Origin of the sequence: Chloroflexus islandicus, assembly GCF_001650695.1 — a bacterium.
In the GTDB taxonomy this organism is placed as follows: Bacteria; Chloroflexota; Chloroflexia; order Chloroflexales; family Chloroflexaceae; genus Chloroflexus; species Chloroflexus islandicus.
On sequence record NZ_LWQS01000038.1, the window covers coordinates 176,994 to 196,697 of the forward strand.

Consider the following 19,704-nt stretch of genomic DNA (forward strand, 5'->3'; position numbering starts at 1 on the left):
CCATGCGCCGGCTGATTGGCGAGTTGCAGACGCAGCTCAAGTACCAAATTATCGGCCCCTTCCTCATCCTTGCGATTGTTGTCGCAGTGGTTGGCTTGTCGATCGTCGCGTTTTTCCTCGCCCGTCAGCAACAAGATCGCTTTGACAACGAGCTCGCCGCCGCCACCCGCACGGTAAGCGACGCCTTTCTCGCCCAAGAGCAAGCCAACCTTGACTTTTTGCGCGAAGTCGCCTTTGCCCAACGCAATGACAGCATCGGCGCACCTGCCGTCGCTGACGCTTTTCACGACAACAATAGCGAAGGGTTGCGGATTGCGCTCGAACCGTTCTTCCTCCAAGGCACCCGGCGCAGTGACGTGCGCCTCGACCGATTGATCGCGTTTGGCCGCGATGGGCGCACCATTGCCGACTTCGAGCGCCCGCCGCTTGCTACCGATAGCTCGTATATCACCCATGCCTCATTCGATCTGAGCAGCGCATGGTTTACCGCCAAAATCCTCAACGGCGAAGCCGACTCGCGTGGCGATAAATACGCCGGCTTGATCCAGTTTAGCAATACCCAAACCCTCTACCTCGCAACCGTTGCGCCGGTACGGCTGGGTAATGACGTTGTTGGCGGCTTGATAGTTGCCATCCGGCTTGATAACCTCCTCAACACTATCGTCCAACAGGCCCGGCTCGATGGTCTGGTGCTATACGATCCTGACGGCAAGGTAATCGCAAGTTCTTTCGGCAATCTTGGCCAAACTCCTACCCTGAGCGCCGATCTGCTGGCGAAGATTAAAGCCAACCCCGATCCATTCGGGCAATCACTCTTTACCGTACAGCAAATCAATGGTCGAGAGTACCAGTTTGCGTATGTGCCCTTCACCATTCGCGGCGGACGGGCGGGCATTCTGGCGACGGTGCGCGCACGCGAAGAAGTGTTGGCAACGTGGAACAATGTAAGCCCGCTCCTCGCCTTGATTACCTTTGGCTTGGGTTTTGGGATCGCGGTGCTGGGCTTATGGGTGGCGCGGCGCATTACCCGCCCACTCGAAGAGTTGGCCGAAACGGCGAATGCAGTCGTCAGTGGCGACCTGCAACGACGGGCGCAGGTCAGTACGCAGAATGAGATCGGGGTGCTGGCGCAGAATTTCAACCGCATGACCGAGTACCTGATCGAGCTGCTGGCACAAGTGCGTGCCGAAGCCAGCCAGCGCGCAGCCATTGTCGAAAGCATTACCGATGGCATCATTTTTACCGATGTTCACGGCGAGATTCGCTCGATCAACCGCGCCACCCGCCGGTTGCTAGGCATTAGTGAAGAAGCGCCAATGCCAAAACGCCTGAGCGATCTGCCGCTCGAACCCCTGCAAGAGGGCATTCCCGGTTTTGGCGACCAACGCGCCCAAGATCTCTATGCGCTCGGCAGCTATTTCGTTCGTCTTTCGATCGCTGAAGTGCGCGAAGAGAATGGCGAATTGCTCGGCTATGTCGCCGTGCTCCAAGATCTCACAGAGGAGGTGATGGTCGACCGGGCGAAGACCAATTTTATCGGGACGATTTCACACGAGTTGCGCACGCCTTTGACCGTGATTCGCGGCAACGCTGATCTCTTGATGCGCGGGTTGGCCGGCCCGCTCGACGACGAGCAGAAGACCTTCGTCGAAGCGATCCGGCTGCATGCGAACAACATGACAACCCTGATCAGCAATGTGATTACGATTGCCAACCTCGATTCTGGTTCGCTCAAATCAACCCTCGAACCGATCGAGGTGCAACGCCCGATCGAAGATGCGATCTGGCAGGTGCAGGCGCAGATTAAAGCCAAAGGGTTGCAACTCGAGATCGAGATTCCTAAGAAGCTGCCCGCCGTGCTCGCCGATTTCGATCATGTGCGCACCATCATGACCCAATTGCTTGACAATGCCCGTCGCTATACCAATGCAGGCTCCATCACAATTCGCGTCATTCCGCAACCTAATGTGATGCGGATTGAAGTACGCGATACCGGTCGTGGCATTCCACCCCATATGCACGAGCAGATCTTCGAACGTTTCATTCGAGGTGATGGCACCAGCGAAGGCATTAATTCCAGCGAACGCGGCATTGGGCTAGGATTAGCGATTTGCAAGCAATTAGTCGAGCGCTTGGGCGGAACGATCGGTGTCGAGAGCGCACCGGGGCAAGGCAGTACGTTCTTCTTTACGTTACGTTACGCCAATGATACCGCCAGCCCTGAAAAACCAGCAACCCGCGTGGAATCGGCTGCTTGACGGACGCCGGTTCCGGCGTCCGCTGCCATGGCTGATCCTTGCTTCGTTGTTGCTGTTGCTCCTTTTGATCTCCTGCGTCATTAGCCTGATGATCAATCAGGTAGCTCCGCGCATGGAGTGGTTTAGCGGCGACGTGAGCAATAGCGGGCGGGTGGATTATAGTTTGTGGAGCGGCGGCCCCCAATTGCCGCCGCTTAATCCCGAAGCGATTGCTTCGCCCAACGAAGAGCCTACCCCCATCACCACCCCCGGCGCCGAACCAGAACCGGAAGTCCCGGTGGTGGTGATTGAGGTGCCGACTGCGACCCCGACCAACACGCCGACCGCGACCCCGACCAGCACGCCGACTGCGACCCCGACCAGCACGCCGACCACGACCCCGACTAGCACGCCGACCGCGACCCCGACCAGTATCCCGACGCGCACGGCTACTCCAACCCGGACGGCTACCCCGGTTCAGACGGCTACCCCCATCATAACGCCAACCACAACGACAATACCGTCGCCGCCGCCGCCACCACCGCCACCGCCGCCGGCGTCCACCCCAACGGCAACGTCCACCCCAACGGTGACTCCTACCCGCACGGTCACGCCGTCGCCCACCAATCCCCCTGTTCTCACGGCGACTCCCACCCGCACGGCCACGCCTACCCGGACGGCCACGCCAACACCGACAAATACGCCGACGCCACGGCCCGGTGAGTCGATCTTTTTCTTCGCCAATGCGAACCTCAGCGTCAATGAAAATGCCGGTGCCTTGACGGTGACCGTGCGACTCCGCACGCCGGCTGAACAGACGGTGCGCGTGCGGTACGAAACAGTGGCCGGCAGCGCGTTGCCCGGCGTTGATTACACTGCCGCCAGCGGGCAGCTCACCTTTGCCGTCGGTGAACAGCAAAAAACCTTTACTGTTGCGATTATTGCCGATGATCTCTACGAGCCGGCTGAAACGTTTACGCTGCGCCTGTTCAACCCAGAGAACGGTTTTATCGGTATTCCCAACACAGCAACGGTGACGATTATTGATACCAGCCCGCCACCCGAGATCAGCTTTGATAGCGCCGTCAGCACTGTAAATGAATCGGCTGGATTGGTCGCGGTGACGGTGCGGCTGAATCGCATTTCGGCTGTCGATGCCCGTGTGTCGTATACCGTCACGGGCACGGCTTCCTTTGCCGATCACGGCCTCCGTGACGGGACGATTGTGATTCCAGCCGGGGCTCGCGCGGCCCGGTTGTTGATCCCGATTGTTGATGATCCGGAAGCCGAGAATGATGAAACGGTCGTTATTACCTTAAGCGCGCCGGTTGACGCAACGCTTGGCTCCCCGCGCACCCATACGCTGACCATTCAAGATAACGATCAAGCCGGTATTGTCCTGCAGCCGTCCCTTGTTGATGTAGCCGAAGGTGGGCCAAACAGCACCTATACGATCCGCCTGAACAGCCGGCCAACTGCGCCTGTCACTATCACGCTGAGCGGCGTACAGGTGACGACCAATCCGGCGAGCTTGACGTTTACGCCGGCTAATTGGTCGACACCGCAGACCGTGATTGTGCAAGCGATTGATGATCAGGTCGCCGAACCAACGCCTCATCCCGGTTCGGTGTCCCATGCGTCAACCAGCGCTGATCCGTTTTATCAAGGCTTGAGCTTGCCCACCTTGGCTGTCCGCATTGCTGATAACGATACGGCGGGAATTATCACGTTGCCCTTTAGCTTGACGGTCGCTGAAGGCGGCCCGGCAGTGAATTATCAAGTGCGGTTGGCGACCCAGCCGACGGCGAATGTGGTGCTTGCGATTACTCCCTCTAATCAGGTGTTGCTGAATGGACAGCCGATCCCAGCGCCGATCACGCTGACCTTCACCCCGGCCAATTGGAATGTGCCGCAAACGGTTAGTGTTGTGGCTGTGGACGATCAAATTGATGAAGGCATAAGTGAAGTTGTCCAGATCGCGCATGCTGCCAGCAGCACTGACCTCTTCTACAACGGTCTGACCGCAACTGTTGCGGTGACGGTGATTGATAACGATTTGGCCGGGATCGTGTTGTCTCCCAGCAACCTCACGCTGAACGAAGGCGCAACCGGCACGTATACGGTGCGGCTCAATAGCCAACCGGTAGCGGCAGTGACGGTGCAACTAACGCCGGAAATTGTCGCGCCGATCTCGCCGTTGGTGACAAGCAACGGGCAGGTGCTGCTCAATGGCCAGCCAACCCTGACTCTCACCTTTACCCCGGCGAATTGGAATACGCCGCAGACGGTTAGCGTTCAAGTGATTGACGACCAGATCGATGAAACGCTCGATCCGGCCACGACATACCTTGTGCATGTGCGCCATACTGCCAGTAGCGCCGGCGACGCAATCTACAATGCGCTACCGCCGGTGTTGTTGCCGGTGACGATTATCGAGAATGATGTTGCCACGCTGATCTTGACCCCCGCCAGCCTGACCGTGGCCGAGGGCGGCCCGGCGGTGAACTACACGGCCCGCCTCGCCACCCAACCGCTGGCCAACGTCTCGGTCACTATCACGCCTGAAATCGTCAGTGCCGTCTCGCCGCTTGTCACCAGCAGCGGCCAACTGCTGCTCAACGGCCAGCCTACCCTCACCTTGACCTTCACGCCGGGTAACTGGAACACGCCGCAGACCGTTAGCGTGCAGGCGATTGACGATCCCATCGTCGAGACCCTCACCGGCACGTATGCGCTTGACCTGCGCCACGACCTCGCCAGCGCCGGCGACCCGGTTTACAACGGGCTGGCTGACCGCCTGCTCCGCGTCACCGTCCAAGAGAACGATGTCGCAGATCTCATCCTCACCCCCGCCAGCCTGACCGTGGCCGAAGGCGGCCCAGCGGTGAATTATACGGCCCGCCTCGCCACTCAGCCGCTGGCCAACGTCTCGGTCACTATCACGCCTGAAATCGTCAGCGCGGTGTCACCGCTGGTTCCCAGCACCGGCCAACTGCTGCTCAACGGCCAGCCTACCCTCACCTTGACCTTCACGCCGGGTAACTGGAACACGCCGCAGACCGTTAGCGTACAGGCGATTGACGATCCCATCGTCGAGACTCTCACTGGCACGTATGAACTTGACCTGCGCCACGACCTCGCCAGCGCCGGCGACCCAGTCTACAACGGACTGGCTGACCGCCTGCTCCGCGTCACCGTCCAAGAGAACGATGTCGCGGATCTCATCCTCACCCCCGCCAGCCTGACCGTGGCCGAAGGCGGCCCAGCGGTGAACTACACGGCCCGCCTCGCCACCCAGCCGCTGGCGAACGTCACCGTCACCATCACACCTGAAATCGTCAGCGCGGCGTCGCCGCTCGTCACCAGCAACGGCCAACTGCTGCTCAACGGCCAACCCACTCTCACCTTGACCTTTACGCCGGCCAACTGGAACACGCCGCAGACCGTCAGCGTACAGGCGATTGACGATAGCACCGTCGAAACCCTCACCGGCACGTATGCGCTTGACCTGCGCCACGACCTCGCCAGCGCCGGCGACCCGGTTTACAACGGGCTGGCTGACCGCCTGCTCCGCGTCACCGTCCAAGAGAACGATGTCGCCAGCTTGATCCTGACCCCCGCCAGCCTAACCGTAGCCGAGGGCGGCCCAGCCGAGAGTTACACCATCGCGCTGTCATCGCAACCCTTGGCCGATGTCACTGTAACTATTGATGGGTTGGGCCAAGTCGAGCTTAACGGCTTGCCGGCGCTCACCCTGACCTTCACCACGGCCAACTGGAACACGCCGCAGACCGTCAATGTACAGGCGATTGATGACAATATTGACGAGACGCCAACCGGCCCAACCTATATTGTCACGCTCACCCATACTGCGGCCAGCGTGGATGATCCCGTTTACGCTGCGCTGCCGCCGGTTGATCTGCCGGTGACGGTGATCGAAAACGACGTGGCAGCGGTGGTGCTCACCCCGGCCAGCCTGACGGTCAACGAAGGCGATACCGTCACCTACGACGTGCGCTTGGGCAGCGAACCGGCCGCCTATGTGACGGTGACGATTGACGGGCTAGGGCAAGTGTTGCTCAATGGCCAGCCCACCCTCACCCTGACCTTCACCGCCGCTGATTGGAACGTTGATCAACTCATCACCTTGACTGTTATTGACGATCAGATCGATGAAACGCTCAGTGGTACGACCTATGTGGTGACGCTCGCCCACGTAGTGACAAGCGCTGACCCGATCTACGCTGCGCTGCCGCCGGTTGATCTGCCGGTGACGGTGATCGAAAACGACGTGGCAGCGGTGGTGCTCACCCCGGCCAGCCTGACGGTCAACGAAGGCGATACCGTCACCTACGACGTGCGCTTGGGCAGCGAACCGGCCGCCGATGTGACGGTAACGATTGACGGGCTAGGGCAAGTGTTGCTCAATGGCCAGCCTACCCTTACCCTGACCTTCACCGCCGCCGATTGGAACGTCGATCAGACGGTGACGCTCTTCGTGATCGACGATCCCAACGACGAGTCACCGGTGGGGAATAGCTATGCCGTGGTGATTCCACATACAGCCAGTTCGGCTGATCCGATATACAACGCGCTCAGTCCAGCGCCGTTGACCTTGACGATCAACGAAACCGAGAGCGCCGGGATCGTCTTTGCGCCGGCTGCGCTCACCGTGGCCGAGGGCGGGCCGGCTGAAACCTACACCGTCGCGCTGACCAGCGCACCCACTGCGAATGTGACAGTGACGATCAACGGGCAAGGGCAAGTCACGCTCAACGGCCAGCCCACCCTCACGCTCACCTTCACCCCGGCTGATTGGGATACGCCGCAGACTGTCAGCGTGCAAGCGATTGATGATCTGATTGACGAAACGCCAACTGGCGCCAGCTATAATGCCATCTTGCTGCACACCTTTGGCGGCGGCGATCCGGTCTACGCCGCACAGCCGTCGGCTCCGTTCACCGTGACCATCATCGACAATGACGACGCCGGGATCGCCCTTACTCCCACCGCGCTCACGGTGGCCGAGGGCGGGCCGGCTGAAACCTACACCGTCGTGCTGACCAGCGAACCAACCGCCAACGTCACGGTGACGATTGACGGGCAAGGCCAAGTCACGCTCAACGGCCAACCTACCCTCGCCCTCACCTTCACACCGGCCAACTGGAACACGCCGCAAACGGTCAGCGTGCAGGCAATTGACGATCTGATCGACGAAGCGCCGGTGGGAGCGAGCTACGACATCACCTTGCTCCACGTTACCGGCAGCGGCGATCCGATCTACGCTGGTCTTACGCCAGCACCGCTCACCGTCACCATTCTAGAGAACGACAACGCCGGGATCGTTCTCGCCCCCACTGCGCTCACGGTGGCCGAGGGCGGGCCGGCTGCGACCTACACCGTTGCGCTCACCAGCGAACCAACCGCCAATGTGACGGTGACGATTGACGGGCAAGGGCAAGTCACGCTCAATGGCCAACCCACCCTTACCCTCACCTTCACCCCGGCTAACTGGAACACGCCGCAGACCGTCAGCGTGCAAGCAATTGACGATCTGATCGACGAAGCGCCAATTGGAACGAGCTACAACATCACGCTGCTTCACGTTGCTGGCGGCGGCGACCCGATCTACGCTGCATTACCGCCAGTACCGCTGACCGTCACGATTATCGAGAATGACAACGCTGGTCTTATCTTCACACCAGCCACCTTGACCATCGTCGAAGGTTCACCCGGCAGCTACACTATTACGCTCACCAGCGAACCGTCTGCGAATGTCACCGTAACTATCGACGGGCAAGGCTTCCTGTTGATCAACGGCAACCCAACCACAACTCTCACCTTCACCCCGGCCAACTGGAACACGCCGCAGACAGTCAGCGTACTCGAACCTGATGTGGATCAGATTGCGCAACCAACGCGCAATCGCACGGTCTTGCATACTACAACCAGTCTCGACTCGACGTACAATAGCCTCAGCGTTGGACTGCCAGTCACGGTGGTTGATGACGATATTCCGGGGATCATTCCCAGCGCCGCTGGACTGACTGTTACTGAAGGCGGCAGCACTAGCTATACAGTCGAGTTGGCCACGCAGCCGACCGCCAATGTGACGGTAACAATTGACGGGCAGGGAGCAGCGTTGATCAACGGTGTGGCAATAGCAACGCTGACCTTTACGCCGGGTAACTGGAACACGCCGCAGATTGTCACAGTCTTTGTGCCTGACGACAACATTGCCGAAGCGACCCAGACCATCTTGCTGCCGCACACGGCAACCAGCGCTGACTCGTTCTACAACGGTCTAATCGGGCCGGAGGTTGAGTTAACCATTCTCGACAACGATCCGCCCGGCTTCATCGTCACCACGCCTTTTGCGCCGCTCGTTGTATCAGAGAATGGCGATAGCGTCACCATCCCAATCCGGCTCGCCAGCCAGCCCACCGCGCCGGTGCAACTGGACGTCTCAGTAAGTAATCCGGCTGAGGGCAGCGTGACGCCAAACAGCATCATCTTTGATGATACTAACTGGAATACCGATGCGATCTTGATCGTCAGCGGAGTCAATGACGCGCTCGACGATGGGCACCAACCATTTACCGTACAATTTGCACCGGCCATCAGCGCCGATCCGTTCTACAACGGCCTAACCCCCACCACCAGCCTAAACTTCATCAATCGCGACAACCAACCGGTACGGATCAGCATCAACGATGTCATCCGGCTCGAAGGCAACAGCGGCGTCGCCAACGGCAACTTCGTTGTCCGCCTCAACCGCGTCTCCGATCGCGATGTGCGGGTTGACTATGTGACCATTGACGGTACTGCTACCGCTGGAGTTGATTACAACGCCATTGCCGGTACGCTGACCATCCCCGCCGGCCAGTTGCAAGTCACGCTGCCGGTTGGGATTATCGGCGACACTTTGCCGGAAGACGACGAATTCTTTACCGTCAACCTAAGCAACCCGCGGGCAACTATGCCCGGCCAGCCAAGTATCATAGCCAGCGACGAGACGGTCGTGATTGAAGATGGCGTGGGAGTCGGGAGTATCCGCGACGATGATCCGCCGGCGGTGCGATTCGCTAGGAGCGACTTCTTGGTCAACGAGAGCAATGGCGTCGCTACGGTCACGGTGACGCTTAGCCGCGCTGAGGCCACGCCTGTCACAGTTGCCTACGCGACAGTGGCGGGTGGCACGGCCCAACCCGGCGATGGCTCAAACGCCGGTCACGATTACGCGCCAATCAGCGGTACGCTCAGCTTTGCACCGGGAGTGACTAGCCAGAGCTTCACTATCCCGCTCTGGAATAACAGTTTCGCTGACGAACCATTTGAGACGATTATCGTGGCGCTCAGCGGGCCAATTGGTGCAGTGCTTGGCGATCCAGCGACAGCCACGGTGACGATCATCGACAGCGCGCCGGCGTTGCTTACCCAAAACCCCGCCGCGCTGCAAACCGCCGGGCCGAACTACACTGCCTATAATTGGAATTTCTATGGCGTTAATGAAGGCGCTTCAATCGTGCGGATCGATGTGCCTTGCGGGGCAAGCGGCGATCTGGCGATTCAACTGCTTAGTCCCTCGATCAATCCGGCGACTAATACGCACGACGTTATTCGTGGCTTTGCCGAAACCGCCACGTTTGCCCTCTACCGTATGCCGGCGGGCTGGCAAACCAGCAATGGGTATCCGCCTACCACTGGAACATTGGTCACAAGCGCCAATTACGCGCCCAACACCGGTGATGCCACTACATGGGTCGGCCTGCCGGGCATTCCGAGCGCCACGCCGTGCGGTATCTACCTGCTGGTCGCCAGCGTACCCGACAACGACACCAACGGCTGGGCCGTGCGCAGCGGTTGGGCCGGCAGTGGCCCGCCAACCGTTGACCTTGATGGCATTCCCGGCAGCGGCGATGAGATTACGCAGGGCATCTTGCGCCAGACCCTGCGCCACCCACCGGGGGGAACACCGGTCTGCACCACGTTCTACCAATACGTCGCGCCGGGTTTGAGCAGCGTCATCTTCCACAACTTTGATCTGGAAGGCAACATACCGGGCCGATCGTGGGTACGTTACTACCCGCCGGGATCGCTCTATGATCCGACTGGTCAAACCGGCGGCATTGCCGGCACAGCTTCGGCTGACGGGCAATGGAACAATGGCACGGCTACGACCCGTGGCGGTGATGTGATTGCCAATCCGCAACCGGGTTGGTGGCGGATTGTGACCTGTACCAATAGCCCTGTTGGCGAAAACCACTTCATTCAAGAGGGCCAAACCGGCGTGCCGTTGTATCTAACGCCACCGCCAGCGCCTGATCTCGCACTGAGCGCAACGCCTGCGGCGAGCAGCGTTCCTACGGGAAGCAACGTTACCTTGAATCTAAGCTACACGAATCAGGCGAGCGGGCCAACCGCCGGAGCAGCGCGTAATCTCCAACTGGTCATTACATTACCAGTAGGGGTTAGCTTTGGCACCGGAGCATGCGCCAGCGCGCCGGGAGTATGCAACATCAGCGGAAATACGATGACCATCACGGTAGGGAACATTGGCGCCGGAGCAGGCCATACGTTTAGCATTCCGCTTACCGCTGGCCCGATTCCGGTCGGCGCAGCGCCGATCGCGGTGCAAGCCGCCGCCAGCGATCAGATCGGCAATCCGTACCTATGGCAAACCACTGCTATGGTACGGGTAGTACCGTAGAGAGGGTAGGGAGAGATTCGCAATCCCCCTACCCCTGCTCCTCTGCGCCTAGCGCCCGCGCAGCAGCAGCTTGCGCCTCGGCCCACGTGATCTGCGCCAATCGTTCTTTGACGGCTGGAATGCTAGCCGGCGCCATACTTAACTCGTCGAGACCCAAGCCGGCCAACGCTGGCGCTGCGTTCGGATCGCCCCCCAGTTCGCCGCAGATCCCTATCGGAATACCAGCTTGCCGCGCAGCGCGCGCAGCCAATTCGATCATCCGCCATACCGCCGGATCATCGGCGCGATAACGCGCTGCCAGCGTGGCATGGCCACGATCGACGGCGAGCGTATACTGGGCCAGATCGTTACTGCCAATACTGAAAAAAGCCGCCTGACGAGCCAATTGATCGGCCAACACTACCGCTGCCGGCGTCTCAATCATCACCCCCAACGGCGGATCGGGGCGATGATCAACCCCTGCGGCGGCGAGCGCCGCTGCTGCTTCCCCCAATTGCGCGCGCGCCCACGCCAGATCAGCCGGTGTCGCCACCATCGGCAGCATAATCCAGATATCACCATGGACAGCCACGCGCAGCAAAGCGCGCAATTGGGTTTGGAAGAGATCAGGCCGTTGCATCGAGAGCCGTAACCCGCGCACGCCGAGGAACGGATTCGCTTCGGGCGGTAACGGCAGGTACGGCAACGGCTTATCACCGCCAATATCAAGCGTCCGGATCACAATCGGACAATCCGGCAATTCAGCCAACACCGCCCGATAGGCAGCGTATTGCTCATCTTCATCAGGCGGCGTTGCTCGATCGAGGAAGAGAAACTCGGTGCGAAACAACCCAACCCCTTCTGCGCCGTGCTCCCGCGCCAGCCGGGCCTCAGCCGGACGGCCAATATTGGCCCACAACGCCACCGGGCGGCCATCGCGCAACTGGCCGGACCGATCGCGCAACGCCGCGCGCCGCTGCCGGGCGGCCTGCAATGCCGCTATGCGTTCTTGCGCCGCCTGTAACGCTGCCTCATCAGGATCGATCAACACCGTCGCCGCATCGCCATCAACCAACAGACTCGTTCCATCTGGCACATGCAAGATCGCCTCGCCTACCCCAACGACCGCCGGCACCCCACGCGCGCGGGCCAGAATGATGGTATGGCCGGTCGGGCCACCACCGGCGGTGGCAAACCCCGCTACGTGATGGGGCAAATCAACCGTTTCAGCCGGGGTCAAATCATCGGCGACAATAATTGCACCGGGCGGAATAGTTGGCGACGCTTGATCGCCGGCCAGCGCGCGTAGCAATTCAAGACCGACCGCCGCCATATCAGCCGCCCGCTCGCGCAAATACGGGTCATCTAGTTCGGCCAGCACGGCCTGCATTTGGGCGACAACGGTTTGAATCGCCTGCGTCAGCGGTTCGCCCTCGAGCACCAGCGCGGTGACGCCATCAGTCAACGTTTCATCTTCCACCAATAGCGCCTGCGCATCGAACAGATCGGCCTCACGGAGACCAGAAGCCCGTTGGCGTTCCGCCAGCGCGCGCAACCGGCTAGCAGCGGCCCGCTGCGCAGCATGGAACCGGGCGAGCGCTGCATCAGGTGGCTCGTGCGGCGGGTCAACCGCCACCGCTGCCCGTTGCCACCGATAGGCCGGCCCGAACGCCAATCCAGCCGCACCGCCTGCTCCTTGCAGCACCACACCCATACCGCCTCGCCGCTACTCGCCAAAATTCTCTTCAACCAGCTTGGTCAGCGCCGCAATCACTTCCGCCTCATCCTCGCCACTGGCGCGCAGGCGAATCTGATGACCTTGACGAACCCCAATCTGCAAGAGATTAAAGGCCGTCACCGGAACCTCTTTCGTTTGGGGCCGGCTCAGATTTTGAATGGTCACCGTGCTTTTGTAAGCCCGGACGGTCTCAACAAACACCTTCGCCGGACGGGCATGCAAACCAACCGGGTTATTGACCGTCAAAACGACTTCAGTCATACCGCTACTCATAGACTTTCATCAACTCACGCGCTTGTAATGCCGCCGCCGCCACTTGTGCCAACGTCGCTTCCGCATTCGAGGCCTCAACCGCCGCCAAATAAGCGCCCTCGACTAATGGCGCATTGCTAATCTGAACGGGCGGACCGGAAAAGTGTTCGAGCGCCGTTTCGACACTCATCACCGCGCTGCCTAGATCAACCAACGCTAGAATGCCATCAGCGGCCCGCAACTGTTCGAGGCCGGCCAAGATCCGTTCCACACTTGTACCCAGCGAACCATCACTGGCGCCGCCGGCGGCGACAATCGGAATCTGGTCGCCACCAATCTGCCCGACAAACTCTTGCACGCCTTCGGCGAGTCGCGCGCTATGCGAGACGATCAGAAGTCCAATCATGCCTCCTCCTCATTGCGGCTACACGTCATCGCTAGCGCCCGCAACAAATATGCCGTTGAGGTAGCCCCCGGATCTTGATGGCCAATACTGCGCTCGCCGAGGTATGAAGCGCGCCCCTTCATTGCCAGCATTGGGATCGTTGCCTGCGCGCCGGCTTCCGCCGCCGCTGCCGCCGCCTGCACCGCCCGCCCCAGCGAACGGCCTGCGGCCAATGCGGCGCGCAAGGCTTCAAGAGCCGGAACCAGCGCGTCAACCATCGTCTTTTCGCCGGGTTGGGCCTTACCCCGCGCCACAATCCCGTCTAACGCCGCTTCGAGCGCCAACACCACATCTTCGGCGCTCATCTCGTGGCGATCGGCCAGCGCCATCCCGGCCCGGACAAAGGCCGTGCCGTACAACGGCCCCGATGCGCCGCCAACGGTCGAAACGATGGTCATACCGGTGGTCTTTAGCACGGTACCGATATCTTTATCGGCCACCGTCGGCAGGCGGGCAATCACTGCGGCGAAACCACGATCGAGGTTCGCGCCGTGATCGGCATCGCCGATCGCAGCATCAAGCGAAGTCAGCTCATCGCGGTGGGCGTGTATCAGCTCCGCCGCCGCCGTGAGAAAATGCGTGACGTGTTCTACCGTGATTGGCATCGTTGCCTCGCTCATATCATCGTGATGCAGTGATTGACAGGTTGTGCGTACAACCAAAACCGACTCTGGTCGGCCAAAACTGGTTGGCTAGCGCGGCTGTAGGTCGGCAAACGAGCTGCTTCTGTTGTATGCTAGACCATGCCGCGTGTTGGATCAAGGGAGAATGGCCGGGCCAGTTCGCCTTTTTTGTTGCAATCCTGAAACATCCCGCCTAGGCATGAATAGTAATCGCCCGCAGATGATCTGCGGGCGATCTTGGCGGGGAGGGAGGGATTCGAACCCTCGAGGGGGTTGCCCCCCTAGCGGTTTAGCAAACCGCCGCACTAGGCCACTATGCGACCTCCCCATTACACGACTGGAGGGGGCGGTGGGATTCGAACCCACGGGACGCATTGCTACGTCCTTCGGTTTTCAAGACCGACGCAATAAACCGGACTCTGCCACGCCCCCGCTTGGCTGGCCGGCATAAAAAATGGCAGGCGGGACAGGACTTGAACCTGCAACCGGTGGATTTGGAGGCCACTGCTCTGCCAATTGAGCTACCCGCCTTCGCGCCTTATATCCTACCATATCCGGCCAATTTTGGCAAGAGCGGGAAGGGCGGAAAGCGCCACCGTTAGATTGCCGACGTGACATACGGCAGTGGGACTGCCGCACTCCATAGTGTCCGCACGCTCACGCTGCCTTGCCGCCGCGAGCGGCGGCAGTGAGGAATGTCGTTCGCTCAACCACATCAATACCCCTCTGGCGCATGATAGCGTTCGAGGTTCTGGAAGCGGGTGGTGCGCGACTCAAAGCGGAGCGGGATGATGCCGAGCGGGCCGTTACGGTGCTTGGCAATGTGTATCTCGGCAATCCCCTTCTTGTCGGTCTCTTTGTCGTACAACTCTTCGCGATAGATGAACATCACGATGTCGGCATCTTGCTCGATCGAGCCTGACTCGCGCAGGTCGCTGAGCATCGGCACGTGGCTCTGGCGGCCTTCGACTGCGCGCGAGAGCTGCGAGAGCGCGATCACCGGCACGTTGAGTTCGCGAGCCAGCGCCTTGAGGCCGCGGCTGATATCGCTCACCTCTTGGACGCGGTTGTCGGTGCGGCGGCCTGACATCAGTTGCAGATAGTCGATCATTACCAGCGTGATGCCTACTTCGCTGTGCAGGCGGCGCGCGCGCGCGCGCACGTCGGTAATGCTGAGGCCGGGAGTGTCTTCGATATAGATCGGCAGCTCAGACAGCACGCCTAACCCCTCGATCGCCAAGCTTAGCTCTTCGCCGCGCAGATTGCCGGTGCGCAGCCGCTGCATGTCAATGCCGGTATGCATAGCCAGCATGCGCTGCACCAACTGCTCGCGGCTCATCTCAAGGCTAAAGATGGCTACCGTACCGTTGGCTTGGAAGGCGACGTTATACGCCAGCGAGAGGGCAAGCGAGGTCTTGCCGACACTGGGCCGGGCCGCAAGAATGATCAGGTCGCTCGGTTGCAAGCCGCCGGTCAGCTCATCGAGATCGTGGTAGCCAGTTGGTACGCCGATCACCTCGCCGCGCCGCTCTTGCATCGACTCGATCTGGGCAAAGAGGGTATTGACCACGCGGCCAATGTGGACGAAATCCTGATTGTTGCGCCGTTGCGAGACAGCGAACAGCTCGGCTTCGGCCCGGTCGAGCGTCTCTTCCAGATCGCTCGCTTCGTCGTACCCCATGGCCGCAATCCGCCCGCCGGCTTCGATCAAGCGGCGCAGCAGGGCCGTGCGCTCGACGATGCGGGCATAGTATTCGATATGAACGGCGGTCGGCACCTCGGTGACCAGCTCGCTCAACATAGTAATGCCGCCGATCAGCTCAAGCTGGCCGCGCCGGCGCAATTCGGCGGCGACGGTCGCTAGATCGGCGGGTTCGCGCCGGTTGTAGCACGCCAGCATCGCTTCGTAGATCAGCGCATGCTTTTCGAGGTAGAAATATTCGGAAGGGAGCCAGCCGGCGACCGCGATAATGGCGTCACGTTCGAGCAAGATCGAGCCGAGCGTGGCCCGCTCGGCCTGCAAATCAAACGGTACGCTGCGTTCGAGGCGATCTTCCCGCTTGTCCACCGTTTTCCCCCCGTTGCCCACCGGTTATCCACATCATCTGGATAAAACGCCAATGTGCCGCAATGTGCGGCACATTGGCAAGAGGTACTGTTGAACGTTGCGCGGACGGTTATTCGCCAACCACGACAACCTTGAGCGTGGCCGAAACCCCGCTGGCAAGTTCGACCGGAACCTCATACTCGCCGGTGCGCTTGATCGGATCTTCGAGCGCGATCTTGCGCCGGTCGATTTCGATGCCGGCCACTTCGTGCAGCTTGGCGGCAATATCGGCATTGGTCACCGAACCGTACAGCCGCTCTTGCTCGCCGACCTTGACCACAAAGGTCAGCGTCAGCTCAGCCAGCTTGGCGGCCAACGCCTCGGCATCTTTGCGCGCCGCCTCGGCCTTACGCCGCTGCGCGGCCAACCGCTCTTCGGCTTGCTTGATCTGGCTCTTGGTCGCCAGCACGGCAAACCCCTTCGGCAGCAGATAGTTACGGCCAAAACCGCCGCTCACATCTTTGATTTCGCCCGCTTTGCCCAGATGATCAACATCTTGCACGAGCAATACTTTCATTTTCTTTGCGCTCACGGCGCTCTCCTTTACCTACACCGGTTATAAGCAACGGCCTTTATCTTACCATGACCCGGCGTGGATCGTCAACGATAGATCACCGGCGTATAGGTGCGATAGAGCGTTGTCACCACGCGCAAAGTGATGGGGATGCTTTGCGTGCCGGCGCTGCCGGCGTTGACCGTGAGCGTGACGGTGTAGTTGCCCGGCGTCAGGCCGGCTGGATTAACCCGGTAGCGCAATATGCTCGTATGGCCGCTACCGCTGGTCGTTTCGAGCGTGAACCAGCTCGCGCTGCCGCTCGCCGTCCAATTGATGCTGGCCGAACCCAGATTCTGCACCACCAGCGCGTAGCTCGTCGCCGGATCGGTCGCTAGCATTGGAATGTTCACACTTGCCGGCGCAACTGCCAATTGCGCCGGCGTATCTTGGCGCAGATAGACCGGCGTGCCACTGAGCGGGATTTGGGCCTGCCCGCCACTGATCGTTTGCGGCAGCACCACGCCGTCACGGCTGAGCAGTTGCGCGCTGCGACCGGCCTCCAGCGGTATGGTGCGCGTCTCGGCGTTGCCGGTCGTCCACAACAGATCAACCAGCGCGCCGGTCGCGGTCTGGAAGCGGAGGTGGTAGTGGGCGGCGGGGATAAGGGCGTTGTTCTGATGGACATAGCTATGTAATGGCCCAAAGCCAATAAACAGCGCCCTGCCAAGCTGCGCCGTGAGCATAGCGTATGCGTCGGCGGCAGGCTTGCGGGCATAGCCTTGGCTCCGATTGCGCAACAGTGCAGCGTTCCCCCACAAATCACTGGCTGGGCTATCAAACTTATCTTCAAGCTGGAACCAGTTAATATGTTGTACGCCTAACGCGAGCGCGATCCCGTGGCTGCGCACCAGCCAATCAGCTTGCTCTTGCTCGCTGCGACAAACGGCTTCAGTAGACGTGCAGGTCGACCACCCCAGTTCACTGATCCAGAGCGGCACATGTGGCCCGCGCTGGGAATCGAGCCAGCCACGGGCATTGCTGATCCGCCCCCACAGTGAGACCAAGCCGTACAAGCCAACCCGATCCGGAGCGGTATCAGGCATAAAGGGATGAATCGCCAGCGCATCAAAGCTGGTTTGGGCAGCAGGAACCGCCGCAAACGCCGCACCGAGAAATTCAAGCCCGTCACGATTGCCTTCCGTGCGCCAATAGCCATCAAACACGTAGACGCCGCCGGTCGCGACAATCGCTGTTGGATCAGCCTCTTTGGCCGCAGCATACCCCGCCGCCAGCAACGCGCCGTATTCGTTTGCTTCACCCGGCCAAGTCTCCCAATGATTCGGTTCATTCCAAATCTGCCACACCGCCACCCTTGGCGAACCGGGAGCGTCGTTAAAACCATCGCCATCGTAACGTTCGACCGCCGCGCGGACAAAATCGGCGAAATCTTGCGGGTTAGCTGGCGGGCACCAGTAGTCGAGCGAGCCGCCGTTGCGCGTGATCCGGCTGCCGCAATCAGCGACCCGCGCCCACCCCGGCGTCGTCAGCAGCATCCCGACAATGCCGAACCCACCATTCGCCGCCTGCGCCAGCGCGGCATCCATCAATCCCCACGTAAAGGTTCCTTTGCGCGGCTCAAGATTAGCCCAACTGATCTCTTCGCGCACCCACTCGGCGCCAAGTTCGCGCGTGGCGTTGATCAATGCTGCCAGATCATCGTTGCGGTTCTGCGGCAACCGTTCCAAGCCGCTGAAGTAGGTATTCATCCCGAACGTGGTCAGGCGGGGCGGTTGGCCGGGGGCGGCCAAACCGGCAATTGGCCAAACTGCAAGGAGCAAGGCGACAATGAGCAAAACCGGTCGCCAAAATAAGAGGTGACGCATAACCGGAACCCATCAATAGCAAGGAGATCAATGACGTGTGCAACCTTCCAAACAGCAGTGTAATAGAAAACTGTAACCAGTGAGAAACTTAGCGCATCTCCCCAAAAACTCGCTCAATATAACAGAACGTCACCAGTTACACCACTCCCTGTCATCCAACTGACATCTTCGCCCGCTACGATAGCAACGTCCCGTAAAAACCTCGTTGAAGGAGCCGCTTATGTATCGCCGATACGGGAAACGTCTGCTCGATCTGATCATTGTGATTCCAGCGCTGATCATGCTCGCACCCGTGATGGCGATCATTGCATTGTTCGTGCGGATCAAGCTCGGTCGCGGCGTGTTCTTCCGCCAGCGCCGGCCCGGCTTGCATGGCCGCCCATTTGTGATGCTCAAGTTCCGTACCATGACCGATGCGCGCGATGCGCAGGGCCGGCTGTTGCCCGACGAACAACGGTTGACGCCATTTGGCCGGTTTTTGCGCAGCACCAGCCTCGATGAACTGCCCGAACTGTTCTGCGTGCTGCGTGGCGAAATGAGTCTGGTCGGGCCGCGCCCACTGCTGATGCAGTATCTCGAACGCTACACCCCGGAACAGCGGCGCCGGCACGAGGTCTTGCCGGGTATCACTGGTTTAGCGCAGATCAACGGGCGCAATGCCCTCTCGTGGGAGGAAAAGTTTGCCTACGATACACAGTACGTCGATCAGTTGTCACTATGGCTTGATTTGAAGATTCTTGCGCTTACGCTTTGGAAGGTGTTCAAACGCGAAGGGATCAGCCAACCGGGCCACGCCACTGCCGAAGAGTTTATGGGAACGCCGCCATTGCCGCCCGCGCAGCCACAACTGGCGAGTAGTGATTAGGATGGGGCGCGGGCAAGCCGCTGCGGGCGAGCCGCCCGCGCTCCACGCAGGCGTGTCGTCATGAGCACGGGGCGCAAGCCGCCGGCCCGCCGCCAGCCGCTGCGGGCGAGCCGCCCGCCCTCCACGCAGGCGTATCGTCATGAGCACGGGGCGCGGGCCGCCGGCCCGCCATCAGGGCAACGGGGTGCAAGCCGCCGCCAGCCGCTGCGGGCGAGCCGCCCGCCCTCCACGCAGGCGTGTCGTCATGAGCACGGGGCGCAAGCCGCCGGCCCGCCACCAGCCGCTGCGGGCGAGCCGCCCGCCCTCCACGCAGGCGTGTCGTCATGAGCACGGGGCGCGGGCCGCCGGCCCGCCACCAGTCGCTGCGGG

General features: G+C 60.7%; 10 protein-coding genes and 3 tRNA genes. 3 read left to right on the forward strand and 10 right to left on the reverse strand.

The genetic code is table 11. The features are described from left to right. Positions 1-2: 2 nt before the first annotated feature. Both A6A03_RS05020 and A6A03_RS05025 read left to right on the forward strand, forming a co-directional pair. Positions 3-2,258, forward strand: coding sequence for a sensor histidine kinase (locus A6A03_RS05020; RefSeq protein WP_066784264.1), 2,256 nt, complete (start codon positions 3-5; stop codon positions 2,256-2,258). Then, the gene (locus A6A03_RS05025) at positions 2,206-10,947 is read left to right on the forward strand and encodes a Calx-beta domain-containing protein (RefSeq protein ID WP_066784267.1); all 8,742 of its coding nucleotides are present in this window, start codon (positions 2,206-2,208) and stop codon (positions 10,945-10,947) included. The genes A6A03_RS05020 and A6A03_RS05025 overlap by 53 nt, the downstream gene beginning before the upstream one ends. Before the next feature lie 28 nt (positions 10,948-10,975). Here A6A03_RS05025 and ptsP read toward each other — a convergent pair whose 3' ends face one another. From ptsP to A6A03_RS05075, 10 genes are all read right to left on the reverse strand, one after another. Then, positions 10,976-12,640 carry a phosphoenolpyruvate--protein phosphotransferase gene (gene ptsP, locus A6A03_RS05030; protein ID WP_066784275.1) on the reverse strand — a complete coding sequence of 555 codons (1,665 nt, stop codon included), beginning with the start codon at positions 12,638-12,640 and terminating at the stop codon, positions 10,976-10,978. Positions 12,641-12,652: 12 nt separating this feature from the next. Continuing rightward, positions 12,653-12,925 (reverse strand): HPr family phosphocarrier protein, encoded by a 273-nt coding sequence (locus A6A03_RS05035; protein WP_066784277.1) that lies wholly within the window; start codon positions 12,923-12,925, stop codon positions 12,653-12,655. 4 nt (positions 12,926-12,929) lie between these two features. Then, positions 12,930-13,322: a dihydroxyacetone kinase phosphoryl donor subunit DhaM gene (dhaM, locus tag A6A03_RS05040; RefSeq protein ID WP_066784279.1), complete on the reverse strand. Its 393-nt coding sequence runs from the start codon at positions 13,320-13,322 to the stop codon at positions 12,930-12,932. Then, entirely contained in the window at positions 13,319-13,966 is a 648-nt protein-coding gene (dhaL, locus tag A6A03_RS05045; RefSeq protein ID WP_066784654.1) for a dihydroxyacetone kinase subunit DhaL, read from the reverse strand. Before dhaL ends, dhaM begins: the two co-directional genes overlap by 4 nt. 256 nt (positions 13,967-14,222) lie before the next feature. Further along, a tRNA-Ser gene (locus tag A6A03_RS05050) sits at positions 14,223-14,312 on the reverse strand. A gap of 10 nt (positions 14,313-14,322) precedes the next feature. Next, positions 14,323-14,416: transfer RNA gene (locus tag A6A03_RS05055), tRNA-Ser, on the reverse strand. A gap of 23 nt (positions 14,417-14,439) precedes the next feature. Beyond that, a tRNA-Trp gene (locus A6A03_RS05060) sits at positions 14,440-14,515 on the reverse strand. 184 nt (positions 14,516-14,699) lie between these two features. After that, a complete protein-coding gene (dnaB, locus tag A6A03_RS05065) occupies positions 14,700-16,052 on the reverse strand; it encodes a replicative DNA helicase (protein WP_066784284.1) in 1,353 nt (450 codons plus the stop codon). Positions 16,053-16,161: 109 nt separating this feature from the next. Further along, on the reverse strand, positions 16,162-16,608 hold the full coding sequence (gene rplI / locus A6A03_RS05070; RefSeq protein ID WP_066784287.1) for a 50S ribosomal protein L9: 447 nt from the start codon (positions 16,606-16,608) through the stop codon (positions 16,162-16,164). Between the two features lie 83 nt (positions 16,609-16,691). After that, a complete protein-coding gene (locus A6A03_RS05075) occupies positions 16,692-18,470 on the reverse strand; it encodes a BACON domain-containing protein (protein ID WP_066784292.1) in 1,779 nt (592 codons plus the stop codon). Positions 18,471-18,690: 220 nt separating this feature from the next. Between A6A03_RS05075 and A6A03_RS05080 the strand changes: the two genes are divergently transcribed. Then, the gene (locus tag A6A03_RS05080) at positions 18,691-19,335 is read left to right on the forward strand and encodes a sugar transferase (protein ID WP_066784296.1); all 645 of its coding nucleotides are present in this window, start codon (positions 18,691-18,693) and stop codon (positions 19,333-19,335) included. Positions 19,336-19,704 lie beyond the last annotated feature (369 nt).

Excerpts from the sequence above, each read along its gene's own strand:
- A6A03_RS05020 (WP_066784264.1), top strand. The coding sequence starts at position 3 with ATGCGCCGGCTGATTGGCGAGTTGCAGACGCAGCTCAAGTACCAAATT.
- A6A03_RS05025 (WP_066784267.1), top strand. The coding sequence starts at position 2,206 with ATGATACCGCCAGCCCTGAAAAACCAGCAACCCGCGTGGAATCGGCTG.
- dhaM (WP_066784279.1), bottom strand. The coding sequence starts at position 13,322 with ATGATTGGACTTCTGATCGTCTCGCATAGCGCGCGACTCGCCGAAGGC.
- dhaL (WP_066784654.1), bottom strand. The coding sequence starts at position 13,966 with ATGCCAATCACGGTAGAACACGTCACGCATTTTCTCACGGCGGCGGCG.
- rplI (WP_066784287.1), bottom strand. The coding sequence starts at position 16,608 with ATGAAAGTATTGCTCGTGCAAGATGTTGATCATCTGGGCAAAGCGGGC.
- A6A03_RS05080 (WP_066784296.1), top strand. The coding sequence starts at position 18,691 with ATGTATCGCCGATACGGGAAACGTCTGCTCGATCTGATCATTGTGATT.
- ptsP (WP_066784275.1), bottom strand. The coding sequence starts at position 12,640 with ATGGGTGTGGTGCTGCAAGGAGCAGGCGGTGCGGCTGGATTGGCGTTC.
- A6A03_RS05035 (WP_066784277.1), bottom strand. The coding sequence starts at position 12,925 with ATGACTGAAGTCGTTTTGACGGTCAATAACCCGGTTGGTTTGCATGCC.
- A6A03_RS05075 (WP_066784292.1), bottom strand. The coding sequence starts at position 18,470 with ATGCGTCACCTCTTATTTTGGCGACCGGTTTTGCTCATTGTCGCCTTG.